The sequence below is a fragment of the Halorubrum sp. Atlit-28R genome, assembly GCF_003665955.1.
Classification (GTDB): domain Archaea; phylum Halobacteriota; class Halobacteria; order Halobacteriales; family Haloferacaceae; genus Halorubrum; species Halorubrum tropicale.
In genome coordinates this window covers 60,695-81,769 of the sequence record NZ_QPLS01000007.1, presented here as the reverse complement: position 1 = coordinate 81,769, position 21,075 = coordinate 60,695, and the positions used below count along the sequence as shown (strand labels likewise).

The window sequence follows — 21,075 nt, the reverse complement described above, 5'->3', positions numbered from 1 at the left end:
CCACGATCGATAAACGCCTCGAGATACTTGTATCGTGCGTGCCGTGTGACTTGATCAAACTCAGCATCAATGAGCGCGACAGCCAGCGCCTCGGGAAGTACCTCAGAGCATATTGCTTGGTTGGTCATTATTTGGCGCTTCTCAGACCCCCATTATATTCGTTTTGGTCAGAATAGCCGCAAACAAAGTTTTTATATATTCCGACTTCTAGCCAGCGCGCATTTGTTCATCATATAAAAAACCACATGGTTAGTGAACGGTCGTATAGTCTCCTAAACGCCCGTTTAACGTATTCTACGCCCGTTTACTCCTCGAATCCGTTATTATCACCCCCTGAGTGCGCTGAATCGTCAGCAATGACGAACCACGACACACTGACAAACCGAGTCGAAACGGCCTATCGGGCGGCTGGCTACACGATCGACGGTGGTCGAACCGACCAGCGAGGTCCAATTGACCTCCGCGTATCCCGCGCTGGACAGCAGATTGCTGTGCTTGTCAACGCCAGCAACGTCATCAAGCCGGGAGTTGTGCTCAAAACCGTCGACCAACTCACCGCGCCCGAAGAACCAGTCCACATCGTAACCACATCCGCACAACATGCTGCGAGACTTCAGGCTCTCCTCGAGCATCCAGTGGCAACGTGGACGGCAGCCGGCGCAGCGTGCTACACCCAACCGGCTCCGTTCATCCCCGACGGCAACGAGCGGACCTATACTAACCCATGCGTGTGGGTCGCAACAAGCGACGAGCAACCGGCGCCTGTTGAACCGATCCTCTCTGTTGAGCTCTCCCCCGCGTCCGAGCAAGAGGCCGACGCTGGTGACCGACCCCCGGTGCGCGATAGCAACGAGCCTGAAACCCAATTCGAGAACGACACCATCGGGACAGAGGTCACCCAGTCCGAGCGCTGGAATGGTGCGATTGAAACAGGACCCCGCTACGATGCGTGGATAACGGAACACGACGGACGCTGCCCGCCTACAGAACGACCGTCGCTCCTCTGGACACCCTTCGTCCCGCAGTGCTCGTCGTACGAGGAGCACACCACGGTCATGATTCTCGACGGCGAGTTGACGCTCAAAGAGAATCGACTCACCAACATCGGACTCGAGCAAGCTCGCAGTCCCGCAGTGACTACAGCGCAGCAAGACAGCCCGAACAGCCGGCCGTTCACGACAGTCCATCTGATCCCCCGAACGGACTGGAACAGCATCATCAACGCTACCGAAAAGTAACCAGAAATGTCAATTCAAATCGATCGAATTGAACGGATCCAATCGCCGGATTCAGATGACGACGGCGCCGAGGGGCTTCCAGCTCCGGAGGACGTCTCCCCGTTTCAGACCGCAGTACGGTCGCTTCAAGGCGGCGCAAAGCAACGAAAAAACGCGATTCGCATCCGACTCCCACGAGACCCACAAGCGCGAGCGGACCTACCAAACGATATCGCCGGCGTCCTCGTATGGATCATCGCCGATGTCTGTGGCGAAAGCTGTATCGAGAGCCTCGAAATTCTCATGTATCCGGGAAAATACGGACTGGAGTTCGTGCTCCACCCGCGCCCGTACGGGCTTAATGAGAACAGCAACACCCAGTCGACGCTCGATTCGTCTGAAAAAAAGACCTACGCGCAGCCACTGAGCAAGCTCAAGCAGTCGGTGAAGCGCCGCTACCCGGCGGCCGTAACCGCAGAAGTCGGTCACCTCGATCTCGAGCCAGTCGGGATTTCTGATGTGACGACGACCCGCCTCTACTCGCATAAAGACGGCAACAGAGAAACGCCCGGCAACAGCAAGACAAAGCCGCTCAAAGCGCTTTTCGACGCCTTCCGGGAGAATCATGACCCGTTCATCTATCAGGTCATCGTGAGCGGGAAAGATGGCCAGTATAACGCGTCTGTCCGCTGTGCGACCTACCGACCAAAAGATACCTACAGCGGCGACCGTGACTTTGCGCGACTCGTCGAACAGGGCAAGCCGTCGGACCTCTCGCGAGTGTTCGCGCCTGGAAACTTCACGTCGAACCACGACCCACGGCTCGCAGCCGGCCTCTGGAAGACCAGCTACACCAAGCGCGTCAACGGCCCCGACAAATGTCGTGTCGAGTACAACGACGAGCGAACAAACCAGCACACCAGCCGCAGAGAGGTTCGAGCCCTCGCGGACCGAAACCGCAAAATCATCCTCGGAAAACGCGAACACCGCCGGCTCATGTCGGGCGACACGAGTGCGGAGAACTTCCTCAAAGAAGACTACAACCTCTATGGATGGTTCTCGCTGTTTGAAGCGCAGCTTGGACCCTTCGTACAGACAGTCACCGACAGATGGGAGACAAATCCATGGCTGGACGTCGAGGGCCGATCAGAACCAGCGTTCCACTCGGTTGAGCCGATCATCATCGAGACCGACGCAGAGTTCGGATATGGCAAGGGGGCAACCGACGAAGCGTCTGGTGAGCCAGACGTCCAAAACGAGGGCAACCTGCCACACCGGAGCTACGAGAACACCGTCGAGCGAACCTTCACCGAAGGGGGTGACGACATCGAGAAGGTCGAGCAGACGACCGATTCGCTTCCAGACCTTCGGATCTGGACCGACGAGCAGTTCATCCGCACGCTTGGAATCGCTGTTGGCTCGACAATCGTCGCCTTCGAAGTCGAGGATGAAAACAGCACAAAACCCTCGAACACGCTCAAAAACGCCGAGCGGGCCATCGCTGCTGGCCGGCACGTCATCTTTGCGTTTACCCAAGATCAAGTTGAGCGCGGCTACCAGAACCTCAGTCGCGGCTACAAAAAGAAGACGCCTGATGGGAACGCCGCTATCCTGTACAACCAAACTGACCCAGTGCGGACCGTCGATGGACGCAGCGTCGTCCGTCGCGGGAGCGGGGCAACCACGTATGAACTGCGTGGCAGAGAACTGACCGCCAGCGACGACCATGGGGAACTCGTCCGTGGAGACGCAAGCGAAGACGTCAGCACCTTCGACTGGCCGATTGCTGGTGAGTCGACCGACGAGGACGGTGACTCCACCGGCCGGTGTGGCTACTACCGAAAGACCGAGGATGGAATCCACCGCGTTGAGACTCGCGACGGCACGGCCATCATTACCTACAGCGAAAAGAAGGCGTTTCTCGCTGACTGGTGTTGGATCTATGAACCCCACATTCCCATGGGGTTCGGCTACCTCGACCACGTAACGGTCACCTACCTCGACGAGGAGACAAACCAGATCGAAGTGTACGACCCCACCCCGGAGTGGGCGACCTACGAGCGAACAGAAACACAAAAAGCGGGCTTTGCGGCCTTCTTTGAGCGGTTCATTGTCGCTCGCGATGGTCCACAGCTCACCTACGACGCGCTCGAAGAGACGTTCAGTACCTGGTTTGAGGGTCACTCGCAGTACGATGCGCCAGTCAGGTCCGTCATCGGCGGATACCTCCCCGATGCGTTCAAAGACGCTAAAACCGGTGGGACGGGGAACAAATACCAGTACTTCGACGGCTACGATTGGCTGTTCGACCCGACGATCGACTCGCCGCATCAAACGGGCCCGCCAGCAGATTACGACCCTGATGACGCTGCGGACGCTAGCGAACCCGACGATGATGCTGTGGAAGACAGCGACGATGATGTTGGGGAAGACGGCGATGATGTTGGAAAAGACGGCGACGACGCTGGGGAAGACGTCGAAGATCCCGACGACGCTGCAGAAGACGACGAAGACCCCGACGACGCTGTGGAAGACGACGAAGATCTCGACGATGTTGTCGAAAATGGTGGCAACGATACTGGAGGAGAAGACAGCGACGATGACGCTGAGGAAGGCAGCGACGATGACGCTGGAGAAGACGACGAAGACCCCGACGATGCTGGGGAAGACAGCGATGATGACGCAGGAGATGATGACGACGATGATGCTGGAGAAGACGACGGCGCTGGAGAAGACAGCGACGATGACGCTGGAGATGATGACGACTCCGACGGCACTGTCGAACGAGTCGACGACCTCGACGATACTGTAGAGAACGCACCGAACGAATCCGACGCCACCGAGGCGGAATCCGAGGAACTCGACGACACCACGGAGAACACCTCCAGCGAGGACACGAGTAGTACCGACACCAAAGACACGACGAGCGTCCAAAAAACGCTCACTGGCGCCACTGAGGGAAGTGACGACGGCGAGGCGACGGGCACGACTCCCGACGCGGTAGAGGAGTCTCACCCAGACGACGCCTGACCGCACCTCCCTCTATGTGAGCACCACAGCGACACCACCTTTGTACTCCACCGATTCAGATGACAGACCCCACCTGGCAAGCGATCGAACTTGCTGTTGACCCACGACACCCTCGCCCCCGACACGCGCCGCCACTATCGACGGTCGTCGCAGAGATTGTTCATACCGCATTGTGGAGCCACGACTGTGGCCCCATTAGTTACCTCTCGTTGCCAGGCGTGTTCCGTCACCGAACCCTAGTGTGGGCAGGGAGCGCTCCAAGTGACCCACTCTCGCTTTCAGGCGTCGAGGGTACGGACATCACCGACGAAACAGCAACGCTTGCGCAACTCGCAGTCAACGCCAGTGAAGCGACGATCGGGGTGAGTATCGTCGAGATCGATCCACGCCCGCTTGGCGAAACAAGTGCGTTCACCGAACGCTTGCTGGCCACTGCGCCAACCGCACTGAAAACAACAACCCGAGAACCGTCGCTTTCACCCTTACTCACGGCTGCCAGCGACTACCCGCAGGCGCTCAGTGTGGTTGCTGAACGCGGCACCGATACAACTGAACTCGCCGTCCGACGCGTCGATTTCACGCCGAGCGTCCAGATTACGGATCGAGATACGCTTGCAGAAACCCTGCCGTCGCCGATGAGTACCCAACTCGACAGCCCAGCCACGCTCACTAACTGGGAATTGCTCTCCAATCACGGCTGGGAAGAGATACCAGTAGAAAGCCTGCCTGCGAACCCGACCGTTCTTCGACAATCATACACGACCGCGTCCGACAGTACGGCGCCGAACCGCGCTCTCGCAGTTGCCGGCTCGATGGCTGAATACGCCCAGGTGTGGACACGCGCTCCAAGTGATCCCCTTGCGGCCGACTATCAGGCACTCGGCGCCACGGGCCGGCTCACAGCAACCGGATCCACCCTGCCGACGTTCTTCCCTGTTGAAACACGACTGTATGAGATGTCGGGGTGGGAGCAGTTGAAGTATCGTAGACCACTCCAAATCACGCCGGTAGCGCCGCTTGTCGTGCCACCGGGCATGCGGGTTGCCGAGACAGACCCGACAGTCCAGGCGAGTCGCCGCCCAGCCGTGCTCGACGACATCACTGACCCGTTTGCCCAAACGGTTGTCCGGTGGTGTCTCGAACGCGGAGAGACGATCACCGCAGTCGAGTCGTCATCACCGGCGGTGTCGTTTCACCGGACAACTGTCGATGGGAACACCACGCTCGTGTATCTTCCCGTTGGTGAGTCGGTTCACCCCGGCCGACTGCTCGCTGCTGTCTGGGAGGCCCACTACGATCCCACGATTGCGGGGGTCACAGTGTTTGCGCAGTCGCACGAAACTGCACACCAGGCGACAACACTCCTTGCGCGGCCGTTCAAACCGCCAACAGGGTCGGTGACAACGCTGTATCAGCAACCACGGTCGCTTGCGGATGCTGTTGGCACGGCGGTCTGTGACGCTGACTGTGGTCGTGAAACGTGGGAACTAACCCCAACAAACGAACTCCGGTGTCTCGTTGACGGCGACTGGCTGATACGCGGGCAGCTAACCGATTCATTCGAGGCGCTCGCGAGTCAGTGTCGCCGCGTCACCGCGACAGCCACAGGGGCGAAGATCACCTATCCAGATGGGACAACAACAGCGATCGACCGCGAGACGGTCCAGGCCACGCTCCGACCACTGTCCGCGCCCGCTCGCCCCGCGCACCTCGCGACAGGACGCGAAACAGCAACGGTGTTTGTACAAGACGGGGCGGAGTTCCAGGATGTTCGGTGGCCAGCCGCAGACAAGGCAGTTGGCTCGCCTGATCGTGACGCGTTCATGACCGCGTTTCGAGACACCTACACCCTTTCTGACCCGGACGCAACGCTCTCATATCACGTGGGGGAGCCGGAGCTGGTCTCGTACGGCAGACACTCCGCTGATCAGCCATCTCGCCCGCTTGGGTGGGTTGCGTTCGCCAAGCGATACCGGAACCAGCGAGGTCACAAACCAACTGCCTCAGGCCCACTCACGGGGCTGCGTCTCCGATATATGCCGCCCGCTCGCGCAGCGGTGTTTGCGTCGATATCCACCCGATGAGACAGTATCCGAAACGCCAACACGGTGAACGCGAATGCTCGAAACGTTCGCCTCGTGCCGGTTGGTCGAGCAAGCACCAAGCTAACTCCGAGTTCATCGAGGCGTCAGGGATTCCCTGCTGGCAAAAACAACAAATGGGAGTCACCGATGTGGAGGATAGGAGTACCGGCGGTTTGGCACCGCCAGTCAGCCGCTGCACGATGGCTGGGTTAGATGAGTTCCGGTTAACTGGCAGAAACATGGTTGCGAACCTGAAACTCCCACCGCTCGGGATTCTTCCGCGTCCACGCAGAGGAGGATCTCAATACTTTGATTGCGTCGAGTCTGCGAGTCATGTCGTGGAAACGGGAAGCCTCGGGGCTTGACCCCGAGGCGATTCACGGTCGTCGTCAGATCGGCAAAAGCGAACTCGTCCGCCAATCGATCGCGGACCGCCACGATGCCGTCTACTATCAGGCAGTCCAAGGAACAGCGACCACACAGCTCAGACGGTTCGTCGAGGCCGCAGCGACGACCTATCCAGACATTACAGACGCTGTATTCAGCAGCGAGCTTCTGTCAGCATCTAAGTATTTCAACAGAACCGCTGTATCGGATTCAACCATTGGCCGGTGGTGTGAGCAGTGTTGTGTTTTTCCGTTGGCCACCCAGCCGGATCGCCACCGCAGGGCAACTCCTGTGGAGACAAATATTATCAAAAATATGGTACAAAATTCGTTACTGCTCATCGGCAATTCTGTTGGTTCTGTAGCGGACCCGAAGAGCGCATCCGACAACTTTTGATTTATTTTAGTATTTCTTTAGAAGTGATATGATAGAGAGAGTGTGTGAGCTAGACAGAAGACGAGCTCTCCCCATTGAACAGATGAAAACTGAGATTTGTCGTTGGATCACAGGTCAGCCCGGAGTTAGAGGGGAGTTAGAGGGGGGATAATTCGGGTGAATAGCAGATAGCTCTTATTTAGATAGATCAGCTTGCCGTCTGCGAGTTAGAGGGGGTATAACCCCGACTGATAAGAAGAAGAAATGGGGGCTAACTAAGTGGGGTGCTGTCGCAAACACGTGCGTTACAAACAGGCGGAGCCAAGACAGTCATTTCTCCCGGTAGGCCTAGACTCTAGAGGTAGTCAAGTATGACAGTTTCTAAATACAATACCCGTATAGAATTGGTGTCAACCAGTCGTTGGCTGAGGGTGCTGATCGAATTCGAATCTACAGTACGACGACAGCGAATATAATTATCATACATATTATCTAAAAGAGTGGGTGATTTATCGAGGGAATTCCAAGGGGTGTTTCGGGTGAATTGTCCAGTCGGTGTGTCCGGCAGTCTAGGGTGGGCCTCATTACAGGGAGGGACGCAATACGTCAGAAAAGAGACTATGTGTGGCTGACCACCTGGTGGATCTACGGGCCTCCGTGCTGGAGGGCCTCTCATCTCTCACACAGTCGGCGGAGGTTGTACGTTTTCCTTCTTTTTATTCTTCTTATCAGTCGGCGTTCTGCCCCCCTAACTATCCCCGTCTAGCGGTTTTCGATAATACCCCTTACCTTTCTCTGTGTCCCCTCTAACTGTGGGTCTAACTTCCAAGCGAGTCGCTCGCTCGCTGAGGCTAGTGTCTTCTCTACGTGAGTGAGAGAAAATACAGAATCGCCGCCGCCGACTGCTATCTTGGTGTGTCCGGCAACCTCAGCGATGGTGTCGAGCCTGTCAACACCTCTTGTCGACAAACTACGCCCAAGTGAACCCGTGCCCCACAATCGTGAGTTCTGTCGCGGCGCCCGTCTGTTGTGAGTTCTGTCGCGCGCAGATTACGGAAAATTCGAGGCGAAAGCCTCACACTTCAGGGCGAGGACGAAGCCCACCAATGGTATTCAACCCAATACAGCTCCTTTCTAATTATATTTGAGTAATCCGAAGATATATTGAGAGTGCCTGTTTACAGATACGTATGACCGAATTCGATCCAGCTCCCACATCCGATGATACTCAGCGACGGTGGCAGACGGGGACAGACACATTTGGTCGTGTCTATGATGCCGTCCTCGGCGTTACCTCTCCGACTGCCTACACCGAGATTGCTGAGATTGCTGATTGCTCTCCGAATGCCGCAAAAAAGCACCTTGACCGCTTGACGGAGATGGGCATCGCTCGAGCCGATAGCGACAGCCGCCCAGCAACATATGAACGAAACGAGGGATATCTCGAATGGCAGGACGCCAGTCAAATCGCAACCGAGCTCTCTATTGAAGCAATCATCGACCGAGTGGAGGCGCTCGAAGCCCAGCGAACGGAATACGAAGCGCAGTTCGAGACAACAGACCCAACGGCTGTCAACGTGTTTGATCACGATAGTCACGAAACTATCCACGAGCGGATGACCGCAGTCAGCGAGTGGCAGGGTGTGATTCGAGATATCCGGCTGTACGAACTTGCTCGCCAGCTCTCCCAGAATGACGGGCATCTGATACCGGCCTAAATGAGTCAGCCGCCGGAGGATCCGGCCTCACACTCGACGGGTCCATCAGATCGACAGACCCTGCGCCTGCTAGAGCGAAACCTGTCGTCGGATTCACTCGTCACTGAGACTGCGTTCGACCCGGATTCATACGAACCTCGACTGCTCCGTGGACGACTTGACGCTGGACGATATCCTGACAGAGTAACCGCGGCCCGCCTTGACATCCGCTGGTTCACGACTGGTGATTTCTCGGTCCACTACGTCGAAGAGCACGAGGACGGGGAACGCTGGGAGTGTCGCTGGGACCGACATCCAAACACCCACAACACCCGGTTACACTTCCACAAGCCACCGACTGCCACCGAAATCTGCGACCTCGAACTCCCGTCACTCCATCCACTCGAAGTATACTCTACTGTCCTCACGGCAACAGAACAACGCATAGAGGCACTGTGGCCCTAGCATGTACGAGAAGAGAACTCTGAGAATCTGGCTGTGTCGAAACCCTCCTCATGTGGTAACGACAATCCACGCACATTTAATTGCTGCCCGGAAGACGAGCATACCATGGACGCAATCGTCCTCGCAGGCGGGTATGCCACACGACTCTGGCCGATCACCCTTGATCGCCCAAAGATGTTCCTGCCGCTTGGGGAAGAGACAATTATCGACCCGATTTTCGACTCACTTGAGACAGACGACCGCGTTGACAAGGTCTACATCTCGACGAACGAGCGGTTCGCTGATGAGTTTGAAACATATCTCACAGAGTCGGGCTACGAGAAACCCACCCTGTCATCCGTCTTTAGCTAATACTCACAGTAATACTATCTAGCTGTGATCTGCCGTCGAAGTTCGCTCGTACACCCCGACAAAACGCCGAAAACACCAATCTTAGCGTTTCTAATCGCCTGGTTTCACGATGAACAGTGTCTCACCGGCTGGAATTGTCCTTCCCAACACTCTTAGTTATATTCTGAACTTTGAATATTACTACTAGTCTTAGCTAAAGACGAATGCCCACCCTGTCGATCGAAGAGACCACGGACGAAGACGAGAAGTTCGGCGTTATCAGCGCGCTCGCACAGCTTGTTGAGCGGGAGAACCTGAGTGATGATACGATCATCGTCGCAGGCGACAACTACCTGAGTTTCGGCGTTAGCGACTTTATTGATAGCTTCCGCGACCACGACGCACCGATGATTGCAGCCTACGATGTTGGGTCGCTTGAGAAAGCACAGTCATACGGCGTCATTGATATCGATGACGACCAAGTGGTCGGATTCACCGAAAAGCCCGACAATCCGTCGAGTTCATTGGTTTCAATCGCCTGCTACGGATTTCCCGCAGAGTCAATCGATCTGCTTGAAACGTATCTCGAGGAGGGTAACAACCCCGATGAGCCAGGCTGGTTTATCCAGTGGCTCCACGAGCGGACAGCTACCTACGCCTTCACCTTTGATGGGGCATGGTTCGATATTGGCACCGCTGACAGCTATCTCAATGCAGTTGGGTTCATGTTGGATGGAGAGCCGCATGTGGCTGAAAGTGCCACCACAGAGAACGTGACACTTGACGCTGGCGTCCAGATTCTCGAAGACGCCACAGTACAGAACGCAGACCTTTCACGGACAGTCGTCTTCCCAAAAGCTACCGTAACAGACAGTACGCTTTCAGAGACACTCGTCGACCGGCATGCGTCTGTATCCGGTGTTTCCCTGACGGAGAGTACCGTAGGCGCATACTCAACACTCGAAGGGGCAGACTAATCCAGAGTATCAACAGACCTACCCAGAGCTACTACTCCACAGTTCCGCTCGAAGAAAGACCTATTACATCGTGTATCTATCACAAACCTATGGTTGAGACGACAGATGGCTCCCGATGTGAGTGTGGGCGACGCATCGCACGTGGGCTCTCAGCGGCTGCACAGTGTGACCGGTGTCGCAAGCAATCGCAGTCTTGATAGCTTGAATCCTCTTCTCGAACGCTCAGCAGAGCGGCCGTGCATTGGGTCACGCCCGGAGCTGTCACTCAACGCTCTTACCGCTCGGTGTATGCGACTGTCTCCTAGTTCTTTCACTATCACAAGGTTTTCACCGAATCGGTGAGCGGTGTCCGATATGGAAGACCAGCGCGTCCTCGTCACAGGCGGGGCAGGGTTCATCGGCTCGAATCTCGCTAACCATCTCGCAGCAGACAACGACGTAATCGCCGTCGACGACTGTTATCTTGGAACGCCCGACAACCTCAGTGAGGACGTCGAGTTCGTCAACGCCTCCGTTGTCGACACCGATCTGCCCACCGACGTGGACGTTGTGTTCCACCTCGCGGCGCTGTCCTCGTACAAAATGCACGAAGAAGACCCCGCGAAAGGCGCCCGGGTCAACGTCGAAGGGTTCGTGAACACGATCGAACAGGCCCGGCAAGACGGGTGTGACACGGTCGTGTACGCGACAACGTCCTCAATATACGGGGATCGCACGGAGCCATCACCAGAAACAATGAGCGTTGAGGCTCGCACGGGGTATGAAGCCTCCAAACTCGCCCGTGAGCGGTACGCGGAGTACTTCCACAACTTCCACGACATGTCGCTCGCTGGGATGCGCTTTTTCTCCGTGTACCAGGGCTTTGGCGGCGCCGAAGAACACAAAGGTGAGTTCGCCAACACCGTTGCGCAGTTCACCGACAAGATCGCGAACGGCGAACGCCCAGAGTTGTTCGGCGACGGCAGCCAGACGCGCGACTTCACCCACGTCGACGACGTGGTTCGTGCCTGTGAACTCGCCGCCGACCACGAACTCCAGGGCATTCACAATGTGGGCACCGAGGAGAGCTACTCGTTTAACGAGATGGTTGAGCTGATCAACGATGAGCTTGGGACCGACATTGAGCCCAAATACATCGAGAACCCCCTCGACGAATACGTCCACGACACCATGGCGGACTACTCAAAGATACACGAGGCAACTGGGTGGGAACCAACCATCGGATTTGAGGAGGGCGTGTCGCGCGTTTGTGAATCCTATCACAGTTGAGCTCACTGCTTGGACAGAAAGGAAACGAGAGCGTCAACCGCATCTACTGGCAGGTCTTCTTGTCGAAAGACACCTTTGAACGAGTCTTTGAACCCATCCTGTTGGAGTTGATCCAGCACTATCTCGATCTGTCTCTCGAGCGTCTCGGGGTTGCCACGATGGACGTGTCGTTCAATACGGTTGAAGTCCGCACGCACGCTGATCACAACCAGATCACGGGTATCGGCCTTCCGGCCGCTGTGAAGTTTCATCGCGAACAGCAGTGCCGGTTCCGGGATTCGACCGTCGAGGTCTTCGGCGACATCGAGTGGTTCGATCGTACTGTGTTCGTGGAGATAGCGGTATGACCACTCTGCTTCGGTCTGTCGACATCCCATCGCATCCACGAGTGCCTCGAACTTGACGGCGTTCGCTCCGACCGATTTCGTGTACTGGACCATTCGACCGTCGTACTCGTTCGAGACATCCTGTTCGAACTGTTTCTCGTAGCCGAGGTCACGAAGAAGTGTATCGTAGTCATCGAGTGCCGTATCTGGAATTACGGTATCGATATCGGTCGTAAATCGTGTTTGGAACGCAGACACTGCCCAGCCGCCAACGAGAACATACGGCAGTTCGGCGTCCTGTACCGCGCGGTGCGTGTCGATAAGTTCGGATTGTCGCTCGGGGAGACTCATTTTCTCGTCACTGTCAAGTGCTCATCGCACTGTGGTGGGCCGCATCGATTTCCCTGTCGTGCTCGTCGGCGATGATCTCCAAGGCGGGTTCGTACGCTGGCCGATTCTCCATCATCTGGTTGATGGCGTCGTCCAACGGGATGACGGGGTTGCCATTGACCCACTCGGCGTCGATACCATTGATCTTCGGGTACAAGACGTAGTGGACGTTCCCATCGACGTCGCTGGCGTCCGGACGCTCGTTGATCGTCGTATCGACGCTCCACTGTTGGAAAAACGCAATCCATCGTTCGACATCACGGTCGTGTACGTCGATGAATACCGGATAGTCGTTGTGGCTCCGCGCGATCTGGTAGCCACCGTGCGTCCAGACATACGCCGCGTCAATTTCCGTGTACACAAACTCCATCCCAGCGAAGTGGGGGACGATGTACGCGTCCTCTTGTGAGATGGTGTCGCGGCTGTACAACGCAGCCATCATCTCAGCGTACTGTTGGCGCATCTCGTGGTCGACGACCTGAATTCCATTATCGGTTTTAGCGATAATATCTGCGTTAGTCAACCGCTCAATCCAGTCATACACCCATGAGTACGAGATATCAATCTTGCTCGCGATGCGATTGATAGAATCGCCACGCTGGGCTGCTAAGACAATCTTCGCAGCTGTGGAGTCCATTAATTCGATCATTGGTGTATGGCCTTGTTCTGTCTGGCCGGGCTCGTTTGTAGTTATCTCTACAGCGATAGCAATACATAGGACTTCCGCCCCGGTTAAGTCATTGCTGGGAGTGAACTCGCCGTCCGGCGCGATGGTCCGATAGAAACTGTAGACAGCCTGGGGGCAAAGCGTGACAGGGTGAATGCGACTCGCGTTCCGTGGTTCGTCGTGTCTCGCTCGTCGCTCGCAACGAAATTCCGCTGCTCGTCGACCGTGTACGGAGCCTCAGACGGAAAATACAGTAGCGAGTCGATGACGCTGACAGAGACGTGGCGTCCAGTCCGTACTGCCGGTCGTCGGTGGTTGACCTCGTTGTCGTGACGTTCGACCAATCAGTCGAGAAACTCCGAGGGAGTGTTCGTGCCCAGCGGATAACACCGAGAGATAGTGAGTTGGCGATACCTTTAGTAGCACGCGCTCACGTAGATACAACTAATAATGTCTAGTAGTACAAACGAACCAAAAGTAGTACGAGTGTCCCAGAAGGGGCAGGCAACGATTCCGAAGCCGTTGCGGGAGAAGTTCGGCATCGAGACCCCGGGAGAGGTGTTCATTTACGAAGAAGGCAACCGGATCATCGTTGAGCCGGTCCCGACGCTCGAGGAGCTACACGGCATCCACGCTGGCGACCACGAACCGGGAGAGGTAATCGCGATGGTACGTGAGATGGACGAAGAAGAACGCCGCCGAGAGGAAGAAGAAGTACAGGATCTCGTCGAGCGGCACGGGGACGAGCCATAAATGGTGGAGTACGTTTTTGATACAGAACCGCTCATTGCCTTTCTCTACAACGAGGAGGGTCACGAAGTTGTTAACGAAATTCTCAACGATATTGAGGCTGGCCGAGTAGACGGCGTTCTCGCAGAGGTGAACGCAACAGAACTTCTCTACAAGGTCGCCCGGATAGAGGGTAACGGCACCGCGACATCGGACACACTGCGGTCTGGAGACCGGGATATCCGGGCGCTCAAGCGCCGTGGAGTGAGCATTAAACGTGCTGATTGGCACACCGCGGGAATCATCAAAGCTGACGGGAGTATCGCGCTGGGAGACGCATACGCCGTGGCGTTGGCGCACGATCGGGATGCGACACTCCTTGTCGGTGGGGACGACGACTTCAACTCACTCCCGGTCGACGTCACGGTTCAACAGTTCCGCGACCACGGGATGTGATCGATGACCACCGACGCGTTCGGGGAGGCCGTCGCCGAACTCGGCGAGCGCGTGAGTGAATTCCTCGCCGAAGGAACAGAGCGGTCCGCGGAGGAGATCGAAGACGACGTCGTCCGTGCCTGTGAACGTGCCGCCGATCACGAACTGTAGGGCATCTCAACGTCGGCACCGAAAAGAGCTATTCGTTCAATGAGATGATCGAACTGATCAACGACGAGCTCGGGTGTATCGAGAACGATGTTGGCCGGATCAACGTCGGAGACTTGGACGGGGTCCGCGAGGACGAAAACGGCAACTCGAAGAACTGGGGGAAGCACGGCAACCTCGACCTGCATGGCTGGGCGTTCGACCGCTTCACCGATATCCTCGAATACAAGGCGAAAGTCGAGGGTATCGAGGTTATAGAGGTTTCAGAGCGCGACACGAGCAAGACGTGTTGTACATGCGGGAGGAAAGACAAAAGTCAGCGCGTCCACCGCGGTTTGTATGCGTGTGATAGGTGCGACGCTGCGTTCAACGCAGACGTGAATGGGGCGGAGAACATCCGTCTCGACATCAACAAAAGTAACTCCGAGTCTTCGTCCAGTTTGGACGAGGATAGGAGTACCGGCTGGTTGGCACAGCCATCGGTCTACCTTCACGACTTGTCCAGCGGATTCCAACCGCAGGGTCAAGTGGTGGACTGCAAACCCTAATATCCCAATCCAGCGGCGCGGTGCCGTGGGATTCCTCCGCCTTCAGACGGAGGAGGATGTCAAGACCCGGGAGAACGGGAACTGTCGTACGCAGACGCCATACATCTCGCAACCGCCGCCATTCACGACGACTGTGACACACTCTATTCTGGCGACCCGGATTTTGCTGGTCTTGATGAGATTGAGACCGTAATCCTGTGATGGGGGAGCGCGAGCTGAGAGCTCCCGCTACGCACTCGCAGCGGTATCGGCGTCGCCGCAATCGCCGAGCGAGTAGCCGATGTGGACCTCGATCCGAGCGAACGGGACGATAAGTTGGATCGCCCCGCTGGGGCCGCCTTCTTCGAGGGTGAGGATCCATAATACGTCGAGCTGCTTCAGGTCCGAGTGGACATCCGACACGTCGCGATCGACGAGCCGGGCTGCCTCGCGTATGCTCTCGGGGGTCTCTGCTGCGATCGCGCGGATGAGCGTGAGGCGGAGCGGCGTGAGGCTGTCGACAAAGTCGTCGTCGGTGCCGAACTGGAGTGTCGCTTTTGCGTCTCGGTTGTCGAGATCGCCGGCGTCGACGTTTGGACGAACTGAAGCGCCTCTTAGCGGAGCTGTTCATATCCGTCTCCGTCCAGTCTCGCCTACGCGGGCGTACTGCCAAGCGAATGTCTTTCACGACCCGTTTTGTTTAGTGAGGCGATTAGCAGAATACAGGCGGTAAGCCCCCTTCCTCAAGGAGCGACCAGCGGGAGCGAGTAGGGAGGGGATACACCGCCGTCATCATGTCTCAAACACGTTCGTACTCGCTGCCCAACCACCCCACCGATAGAGTTACGTTAAAATAATGTTTAAACACAGATGATGGATAGACACAAACTAGAAGACCACGAAGTCATTGAGGGAGAGGTGAAGCCGACCGGCAACGGCGCACACGTTCTCGTTCCGAAGCGATGGCGTGGTGCAGACGTGAAAATCGTCTGAACCTCAGCCCCCGACGAATAGTCAATGCGCTACACCTACAGATTCCGGCTTGATCCCACGCCTGAACAACGTGAGCTGTTGGATCATCACCGAGACACCTGTAGGCAACTCTACAATCATGCACTCAACGAATTTGAGAAAATCCCCGAATCGGCGGGAACACTCACCCAACGAGTACGCCAAGTACGCGATCAGCTCACCGATCTTAAAGTCTGGTGGGATGGACTAAATGACCTCTATTCAACGGTCGCACAAGCCGCTGTCATGCGTATCGAAGACAGCATCAAGGCCCTCTCCCAGTTGAAACAGAACGGCTACAACGTCGGAAGCCTCAACTGGAAGGCTCCCAAGGACTTCCGCAGTTTTACCTACGTACAGTCTGGCTTCGAGTTCGATAGTAAGAACGGTCAGACCGTATTGTCGCTGTCGAAACTTGCGGATGTTCCACTCATCAAACACCGCACAATCCCCGACACCGAGACGATCAAACAAGTCACGATTAAGAAGGAGCCAACTGGGGACTGGTTCGCTTCATTCGTTGTCGACGGGAAAGAGACACCTGAGAAACCAACCGATCCAGATCGGTGCGTTGGTATCGACGTGGGGATTCTCAAGTATGCCCACGACACCGATGGGTACGCCATCGAAAGTCCCGACTTCAGCGACGAGCGCGAACGATTGGAACGCGCCCAACGCGACCTTTCGCGGAAGGAACACGGCTCTACGAATTGGGAGACGCAACGACAAATCGTGGCGGAACGCCACGCTGATCTCAAGCGAAAGCGCCGCGACTTTCTCCACAAGCTGTCGAACTACTACGCCACCGAGTACGACTTGGTAGCTGTTGAGGACTTGGATGTAAAAGGGCTGGTCGAACTCCGCAAAAACTCACGAAATCGGGCGGGAGCGGCGTGGGGAACGTTCCTGCGGATGCTCGAATACAAGTGTGAACGTGAAGGGACGCACTTCGTCGCCGTGAACCCGCGCGGGACGACAAAGGAGTGCGCTTCCTGTGGTGTGAAGACTGAGAAACCGCTGTGGATGCGCGAACACTCCTGCCCGGCGTGTGGATTTGAAGCGGATAGGGATGCGAACGCGGCGTGGAACATCCTTTCTCGTGGTCTTGAAGACGTAGGAGTGGGATACTCCGAATCAACGCCTGTGGAGACTGCGCTCCCTGTGGATACGCCTGTATCTGCAAAGCGCGTCGTGGAAACAGGAAGCCCCACCCTCAAGGAGCGAACGGCGTCAGCCGTGAGCGAGTAGGGTGGAGTAGTTCACCGAGTGCGTCCATCAGTTCCCACAGGAGTCCGGACACCGACTGCGCGTCGAATGAGACTGGTTCGTACGTGTATGGATCGGCCGGTTCGTCTCGTTCCTGATAGTGAAGCAGGCCCTCAATGTGGGGGTTCGGTTCACAGTGGAAGCCGCAATCGAAGCCGGATGGCTCGCTGTAATGGACGGTGTAGTATGCTCGAATCGGCGTTCGCACCCACTCGTCACTCGTGCGATCGGCGTCTGCTGACTCAACTGACGGGTCCGGGATCCACGTGAGTCGGAGCGAGGCGGTCGCTCCCGAACGGCCGAACCACGACGGATCAAGCTCCGCCTGTAGTTCTCGATACGCATTCGGTGGCTCACCTGCAACCGATAACACGGCGGGATGTCTCGCCAACTCCCCACGCAATTCTCGGAGGATACGGTGCCGCTCCCGTCCTGACGCAGTCCCGCCATCGGAACGGACGGCGTCCGCCTGAGAATGAAACCCGGAAGTTCGGTGACGCTCGGCCTGACTGTCCGACGCGTCCGGCTCGTCAGTCATACGGTGAGCGACGACTGATCAGATGTCCAGGTGTCGTAGTTTGTGATCGCGTCTTGGATGAGAGAGAGGTGATACCGGGCGAGACTCCAGTCACTTGCCGCCCGTGTAAGTTCGGCCGCCTGCTCGGCGGAGACCGTATCCGCAGCCGCTCGTTCCCTGAGTCTATCCGGTGAGTCAGCATCGTACTCCGTTTTCCATGCCGCGATATCGTCTTTTAATTCTGTGGCCTGCTCTGAGAGTTCTTGTTTTGTCGTCTCTTCAAGTAGTTCCCGAATGTCGCGGAGTCGAGTGTACAGTGGATCCGGATAGTAGTGGCGGGTCCCGCCGTCGTCGGTTGCGGTCACAACGCCCAGGTCGACGAGGCGGTGGAGGTGATCCCGTGCCGTATTGGGAGACACGGCTGCCTGCTCCGCGATCCACGGTGCGGAGTGGGGCTCCGAGAGCGTCATCGTCACTGACTTGACTCGATCAAACGCCGATGTGTGTTCCTTCCAGGTGTCCATCCAGTCAGGATCGTCTTGCGGGTTCGTAGTTGACATACGCTATGGTAGCGGTTCGACAGTAATAATTCTATTCCCACGCAAATTATTGAGTATTGGCGTTTCAAGAAGAATACCTGCGGCGGTAGCTGAATACAGACACTAAGCCCTCTTCCTCAACGCCCGAGTGAAACGAGGGCATCGGAATACAGCGCCCACGAGAATGCGTGGTCCCGTCAACGCAGAATGAACCCGACAGCTGCGTGTTCCCGCTACGCACTCGCAGCGGTATCGGCGTCGCCGCGACCGAGGAGGGGATAGTCGATGTGAACCTCGATCCGATCGAACGGGACGACGGGTTGGATCGCGCCGCTGGGGCCGCCTTCTTCGGGGGTGAGGATCCCTAACACGTCGAGCTGCTTCAGGTCCGAGTGGACATCTGACAACAGAGTACTCTGATCTGCTGTGTTGAATAGAAGCTGAGTTACGGTTACAGCGGTTCACAAAGCGGTTCTATGTTGGTGATGGCGAACATCAAGACGATTTCACGGAACTGCCGATACCACCTGAGCGCTCGCACGGCATCGCCGAGCGAGCGCTTGGTTGTCGAGTAGAGTGTTTCGGCCATCCACCGCTGGGAGTAGCCCTTTGCCCGGTTCAGAGCGTTTTTCGCGGCTGCGTTCGCTGACGAGCCGCGATAATGAATGAGGTAATCGATGTCGTGTGCGGCGATTTCGTACTCGGTGTGCCAGTCTTGGAAGCCATTGTCGGCGGCGACGGACTGCAGGTCGTCTGCGTTTCGGCGGACGACCTGCGGTCCCGTCTTCGTGTCATGCTTCCACCGCGCTGCGATGTGAACGTCGAGAACAGCTAGTGATCCCACATCAGTCAATGTCGTCACTTTCAGCGTCTGTATCGTCCGTCCTGCCCGCTGGCGAAAGTACGAGGAGGCACGTCGCCGGTCGAAGAACGTGCTGTCGAGCGCAGCGTGTCCGGACTGCGGGTGCTGCTGCGCGGAAACGCGCAGTAGCGCCCGCCAGACCCACATTTTCAGCCGATCAAACGACTTGTAGATCGTGCTGTAGTCTGGGAGATCGTCTGGATCTAAGCCGAGTGCGTCACGAATCTCGGCCATATACTTCAGCCGATTCGGCGTTTCTCGGTAGCTGTGGCCGTCTTCGAGCCGAAGACAGTGTAGCACAACGTGTTTCCAGCGGGCGAACCCGCCGCTGGCGGGCTCGCCCGCGTGCTTTCCTAACGCTTGTTTGACTAGGCGACGACACTGCTCAACGAAGCCGAGGAAATTGACTTCCATTGACAGAATCGATTTCCTCGGCTTCGTCCTTCTACTCCGTGATAACACCTGATTAGATCGCTATTCAACACAGCAAAATTCACCACCGTTAAAATCAAGATAGCTACTATTGTAGAGTGACGCACGATTCATGGAATCTTCTGAGACACTCAAAACACTCTATACGTCGCCTGTCGAGCAATCTGACGGCACTTACCAGATTACAGTCCCGGACCGCGAGATCGCAAGCGGAACCCTGGTTGAGGGTGAAACGTACCGTATTGCGCTTATTTCGACAGCAACGTCACATACGGAGACTACAGCGCCTGATTCTGACCATGAGGCGCCCCACGATGAGCACCAACTGCAAGCCGATAGCCCGCCTGTCGTCGAGGGTGAACGCCGCAACGTTGAAATCGAGCACCTCGGTGACCAGGGCGATGGAATCGCGAAGGTCGAACACGGCTACGTCGTGATCGTGCCCGACACAACGGTTGGTGACCGCGTCACCGTCGAGATTCAACAGGTGCGCGAAAATGTGGCGTTTGCGGAGGTTGTGGATCGACTCACGTAGTGGGCAGTAGTACTGCCGACTCGTGAACCGACGCGAGGCCAGCCAGAAAGCTTTCACAGAGCCACACGAGATACTATCTGTGTCGCTGGCCATCACTCACTTCGCTGTCGGAGGCATCTGTACGGCGCTTGTCGCGCTGTATCTCCTCCCACCAACACGGTACGCACGCACCCTTGTCCTCCTCGGTGGTGGGTGGGGGATGCTGCCGGACGTCCACTGGGTGGCGCCACTATATGCCTCCGAACTCAAAGCCCTCCACTCCTCGGTGTTCACGAACATTTTCTGGTTCCACCAGACGCTCGATGTCGTCGATCCCACCGATTCATACACGGTGGCCGCGCTCGCGCTCGGCGCGTTTATCCTCGTTGTGAGCCTTGGCGACCACTGGACGTACCGGACCGTCGAACGCATTCCGAACCCAACTGATCCTGAGCCCCTCAGAGTCGTCCGCTCGCTTGACACACTTGTCGGGGCTGCTGGCGTCCTCGCGCTCACCTGCGGGGTCGGGATCCTCGCTGTCGGAAGCCTCCACCCTGGTGTCGACGACCTCCAAGGGTTGTATCTCGGCATGGGAACAGCCCTCGCGAGTATCGGGGGATTCGTCCTCGGTGGCCAACTCACGCTCGCCCCGTGGGTGACGCATGGCCTCTCAGCGACGGCAACGCGTGTGCTTGCCGGTGTGGGGAGTGTTGTGCTCGTGGTTGGTGGCGGGACACTCGCCGCCAGCCCCCTTCGATACGGTCTGACGGCACACGCAGTCGCTGTGGGCAGTGTCGGCGCGCTACTGCTCGTGTTTGCCGTTGTGTGTGCGCAACTCCGGCTTCAGAGTTAGCCAGTCAC

General features: G+C 56.9%; 19 protein-coding genes and 4 pseudogenes. 17 read left to right on the top strand and 6 right to left on the bottom strand.

All coding sequences use genetic code 11. The annotated features are described in order from the left end of the window. Nucleotides 1-356: 356 nt before the first annotated feature. From DVK06_RS18275 to DVK06_RS12180, 9 genes and pseudogenes are all read left to right on the top strand, one after another. Nucleotides 357-1,238 (top strand): hypothetical protein, encoded by an 882-nt coding sequence (locus tag DVK06_RS18275; RefSeq protein WP_147438070.1) that lies wholly within the window; start codon nucleotides 357-359, stop codon nucleotides 1,236-1,238. 6 nt (nucleotides 1,239-1,244) lie between these two features. Further along, a complete protein-coding gene (locus tag DVK06_RS12210) occupies nucleotides 1,245-4,247 on the top strand; it encodes a hypothetical protein (RefSeq protein WP_147438069.1) in 3,003 nt (1,000 codons plus the stop codon). A gap of 59 nt (nucleotides 4,248-4,306) precedes the next feature. Then, entirely contained in the window at nucleotides 4,307-6,331 is a 2,025-nt protein-coding gene (locus tag DVK06_RS18270) for a hypothetical protein (protein WP_147438068.1), read from the top strand. A gap of 333 nt (nucleotides 6,332-6,664) precedes the next feature. After that, nucleotides 6,665-6,862 (top strand): annotated as a pseudogene (locus tag DVK06_RS19785) (ATP-binding protein); the annotation flags it as partial. 1,421 nt (nucleotides 6,863-8,283) lie between these two features. Next, nucleotides 8,284-8,811, top strand: coding sequence for a sugar-specific transcriptional regulator TrmB (locus DVK06_RS12200; RefSeq protein ID WP_121600445.1), 528 nt, complete (start codon nucleotides 8,284-8,286; stop codon nucleotides 8,809-8,811). Further along, on the top strand, nucleotides 8,812-9,255 hold the full coding sequence (locus tag DVK06_RS19780) for a hypothetical protein (RefSeq protein WP_121600444.1): 444 nt from the start codon (nucleotides 8,812-8,814) through the stop codon (nucleotides 9,253-9,255). It begins immediately after the preceding gene. 105 nt (nucleotides 9,256-9,360) lie between these two features. Next, a complete protein-coding gene (locus DVK06_RS12190; RefSeq protein ID WP_121600443.1) occupies nucleotides 9,361-9,606 on the top strand; it encodes a sugar phosphate nucleotidyltransferase in 246 nt (81 codons plus the stop codon). Nucleotides 9,607-9,809: 203 nt separating this feature from the next. After that, complete coding sequence (locus DVK06_RS12185; RefSeq protein ID WP_121600442.1) at nucleotides 9,810-10,562, top strand: sugar phosphate nucleotidyltransferase; 753 nt, start codon at nucleotides 9,810-9,812, stop codon at nucleotides 10,560-10,562. Nucleotides 10,563-10,916: 354 nt separating this feature from the next. Then, nucleotides 10,917-11,831 carry an NAD-dependent epimerase/dehydratase family protein gene (locus tag DVK06_RS12180; protein ID WP_121600441.1) on the top strand — a complete coding sequence of 305 codons (915 nt, stop codon included), beginning with the start codon at nucleotides 10,917-10,919 and terminating at the stop codon, nucleotides 11,829-11,831. A 2-nt stretch (nucleotides 11,832-11,833) separates the two neighbouring features. Here the strand turns inward: DVK06_RS12180 and DVK06_RS12175 are convergent, their stop codons facing one another. Together DVK06_RS12175 and DVK06_RS12170 are read right to left on the bottom strand one after the other, a co-directional pair. Then, on the bottom strand, nucleotides 11,834-12,508 hold the full coding sequence (locus DVK06_RS12175; protein WP_121600440.1) for a hypothetical protein: 675 nt from the start codon (nucleotides 12,506-12,508) through the stop codon (nucleotides 11,834-11,836). 13 nt (nucleotides 12,509-12,521) lie between these two features. Further along, nucleotides 12,522-13,184 carry a helix-turn-helix domain-containing protein gene (locus tag DVK06_RS12170; protein ID WP_121600497.1) on the bottom strand — a complete coding sequence of 221 codons (663 nt, stop codon included), beginning with the start codon at nucleotides 13,182-13,184 and terminating at the stop codon, nucleotides 12,522-12,524. Nucleotides 13,185-13,664: 480 nt separating this feature from the next. On the opposite strand from DVK06_RS12170, the gene DVK06_RS12165 reads away from it, so the two are divergent. From DVK06_RS12165 to DVK06_RS12155, 4 genes and pseudogenes are all read left to right on the top strand, one after another. Next, the gene (locus tag DVK06_RS12165) at nucleotides 13,665-13,967 is read left to right on the top strand and encodes an AbrB/MazE/SpoVT family DNA-binding domain-containing protein (protein ID WP_121600439.1); all 303 of its coding nucleotides are present in this window, start codon (nucleotides 13,665-13,667) and stop codon (nucleotides 13,965-13,967) included. Further along, entirely contained in the window at nucleotides 13,968-14,399 is a 432-nt protein-coding gene (locus tag DVK06_RS12160) for a PIN domain-containing protein (protein ID WP_121600438.1), read from the top strand. A 3-nt stretch (nucleotides 14,400-14,402) separates the two neighbouring features. Beyond that, nucleotides 14,403-14,549, top strand: a complete 147-nt coding sequence (locus DVK06_RS19290; protein ID WP_233561692.1) for a hypothetical protein — start codon at nucleotides 14,403-14,405, stop codon at nucleotides 14,547-14,549. 74 nt (nucleotides 14,550-14,623) lie between these two features. Next, nucleotides 14,624-15,094: pseudogene (locus tag DVK06_RS12155) on the top strand (zinc ribbon domain-containing protein); the annotation flags it as partial. A 228-nt stretch (nucleotides 15,095-15,322) separates the two neighbouring features. Here the strand turns inward: DVK06_RS12155 and DVK06_RS19680 are convergent. After that, nucleotides 15,323-15,687: pseudogene (locus tag DVK06_RS19680) on the bottom strand (transcriptional regulator); the annotation flags it as partial. A 259-nt stretch (nucleotides 15,688-15,946) separates the two neighbouring features. Between DVK06_RS19680 and DVK06_RS12140 the strand changes: the two are divergent. After that, nucleotides 15,947-16,066, top strand: coding sequence for a DUF2080 family transposase-associated protein (locus DVK06_RS12140; protein ID WP_121600496.1), 120 nt, complete (start codon nucleotides 15,947-15,949; stop codon nucleotides 16,064-16,066). Between the two features lie 24 nt (nucleotides 16,067-16,090). Further along, on the top strand, nucleotides 16,091-17,332 hold the full coding sequence (locus tag DVK06_RS12135) for an RNA-guided endonuclease TnpB family protein (RefSeq protein ID WP_121600437.1): 1,242 nt from the start codon (nucleotides 16,091-16,093) through the stop codon (nucleotides 17,330-17,332). Between the two features lie 552 nt (nucleotides 17,333-17,884). On the opposite strand, the gene DVK06_RS19000 is transcribed toward DVK06_RS12135, so the two are convergent. The 3 genes and pseudogenes from DVK06_RS19000 to DVK06_RS12120 form a co-directional block, all read right to left on the bottom strand. After that, a complete protein-coding gene (locus DVK06_RS19000) occupies nucleotides 17,885-18,427 on the bottom strand; it encodes a helix-turn-helix domain-containing protein (protein ID WP_199718657.1) in 543 nt (180 codons plus the stop codon). Nucleotides 18,428-18,639: 212 nt separating this feature from the next. After that, nucleotides 18,640-18,813, bottom strand: a pseudogene (locus DVK06_RS18995) (transcriptional regulator); the annotation flags it as partial. Between the two features lie 44 nt (nucleotides 18,814-18,857). Next, nucleotides 18,858-19,682: an IS5 family transposase gene (locus tag DVK06_RS12120; RefSeq protein WP_121600435.1), complete on the bottom strand. Its 825-nt coding sequence runs from the start codon at nucleotides 19,680-19,682 to the stop codon at nucleotides 18,858-18,860. Nucleotides 19,683-19,812: 130 nt separating this feature from the next. Here DVK06_RS12120 and DVK06_RS12115 point away from each other — a divergent pair, with 130 nt between their 5' ends. Together DVK06_RS12115 and DVK06_RS12110 are read left to right on the top strand one after the other, a co-directional pair. Next, nucleotides 19,813-20,235 (top strand): TRAM domain-containing protein, encoded by a 423-nt coding sequence (locus tag DVK06_RS12115; protein WP_121600434.1) that lies wholly within the window; start codon nucleotides 19,813-19,815, stop codon nucleotides 20,233-20,235. A 79-nt stretch (nucleotides 20,236-20,314) separates the two neighbouring features. Next, nucleotides 20,315-21,067, top strand: coding sequence for a hypothetical protein (locus DVK06_RS12110; protein ID WP_233561689.1), 753 nt, complete (start codon nucleotides 20,315-20,317; stop codon nucleotides 21,065-21,067). Nucleotides 21,068-21,075: the final 8 nt, after the last annotated feature.

Bases quoted from the DNA above. Each gene is read 5' to 3' on its own strand.
- DVK06_RS18275 (WP_147438070.1), top strand. From the start codon at position 357: ATGACGAACCACGACACACTGACAAACCGAGTCGAAACGGCCTATCGG.
- DVK06_RS12210 (WP_147438069.1), top strand. From the start codon at position 1,245: ATGTCAATTCAAATCGATCGAATTGAACGGATCCAATCGCCGGATTCA.
- DVK06_RS18270 (WP_147438068.1), top strand. From the start codon at position 4,307: ATGACAGACCCCACCTGGCAAGCGATCGAACTTGCTGTTGACCCACGA.
- DVK06_RS12200 (WP_121600445.1), top strand. From the start codon at position 8,284: ATGACCGAATTCGATCCAGCTCCCACATCCGATGATACTCAGCGACGG.
- DVK06_RS19780 (WP_121600444.1), top strand. From the start codon at position 8,812: ATGAGTCAGCCGCCGGAGGATCCGGCCTCACACTCGACGGGTCCATCA.
- DVK06_RS12190 (WP_121600443.1), top strand. From the start codon at position 9,361: ATGGACGCAATCGTCCTCGCAGGCGGGTATGCCACACGACTCTGGCCG.
- DVK06_RS12185 (WP_121600442.1), top strand. From the start codon at position 9,810: ATGCCCACCCTGTCGATCGAAGAGACCACGGACGAAGACGAGAAGTTC.
- DVK06_RS12180 (WP_121600441.1), top strand. From the start codon at position 10,917: ATGGAAGACCAGCGCGTCCTCGTCACAGGCGGGGCAGGGTTCATCGGC.
- DVK06_RS12175 (WP_121600440.1), bottom strand. From the start codon at position 12,508: ATGAGTCTCCCCGAGCGACAATCCGAACTTATCGACACGCACCGCGCG.
- DVK06_RS12170 (WP_121600497.1), bottom strand. From the start codon at position 13,184: ATGGACTCCACAGCTGCGAAGATTGTCTTAGCAGCCCAGCGTGGCGAT.
- DVK06_RS12165 (WP_121600439.1), top strand. From the start codon at position 13,665: ATGTCTAGTAGTACAAACGAACCAAAAGTAGTACGAGTGTCCCAGAAG.
- DVK06_RS12160 (WP_121600438.1), top strand. From the start codon at position 13,968: ATGGTGGAGTACGTTTTTGATACAGAACCGCTCATTGCCTTTCTCTAC.
- DVK06_RS19290 (WP_233561692.1), top strand. From the start codon at position 14,403: ATGACCACCGACGCGTTCGGGGAGGCCGTCGCCGAACTCGGCGAGCGC.
- DVK06_RS12140 (WP_121600496.1), top strand. From the start codon at position 15,947: ATGGATAGACACAAACTAGAAGACCACGAAGTCATTGAGGGAGAGGTG.
- DVK06_RS12135 (WP_121600437.1), top strand. From the start codon at position 16,091: ATGCGCTACACCTACAGATTCCGGCTTGATCCCACGCCTGAACAACGT.
- DVK06_RS19000 (WP_199718657.1), bottom strand. From the start codon at position 18,427: ATGTCAACTACGAACCCGCAAGACGATCCTGACTGGATGGACACCTGG.
- DVK06_RS12120 (WP_121600435.1), bottom strand. From the start codon at position 19,682: ATGGAAGTCAATTTCCTCGGCTTCGTTGAGCAGTGTCGTCGCCTAGTC.
- DVK06_RS12115 (WP_121600434.1), top strand. From the start codon at position 19,813: ATGGAATCTTCTGAGACACTCAAAACACTCTATACGTCGCCTGTCGAG.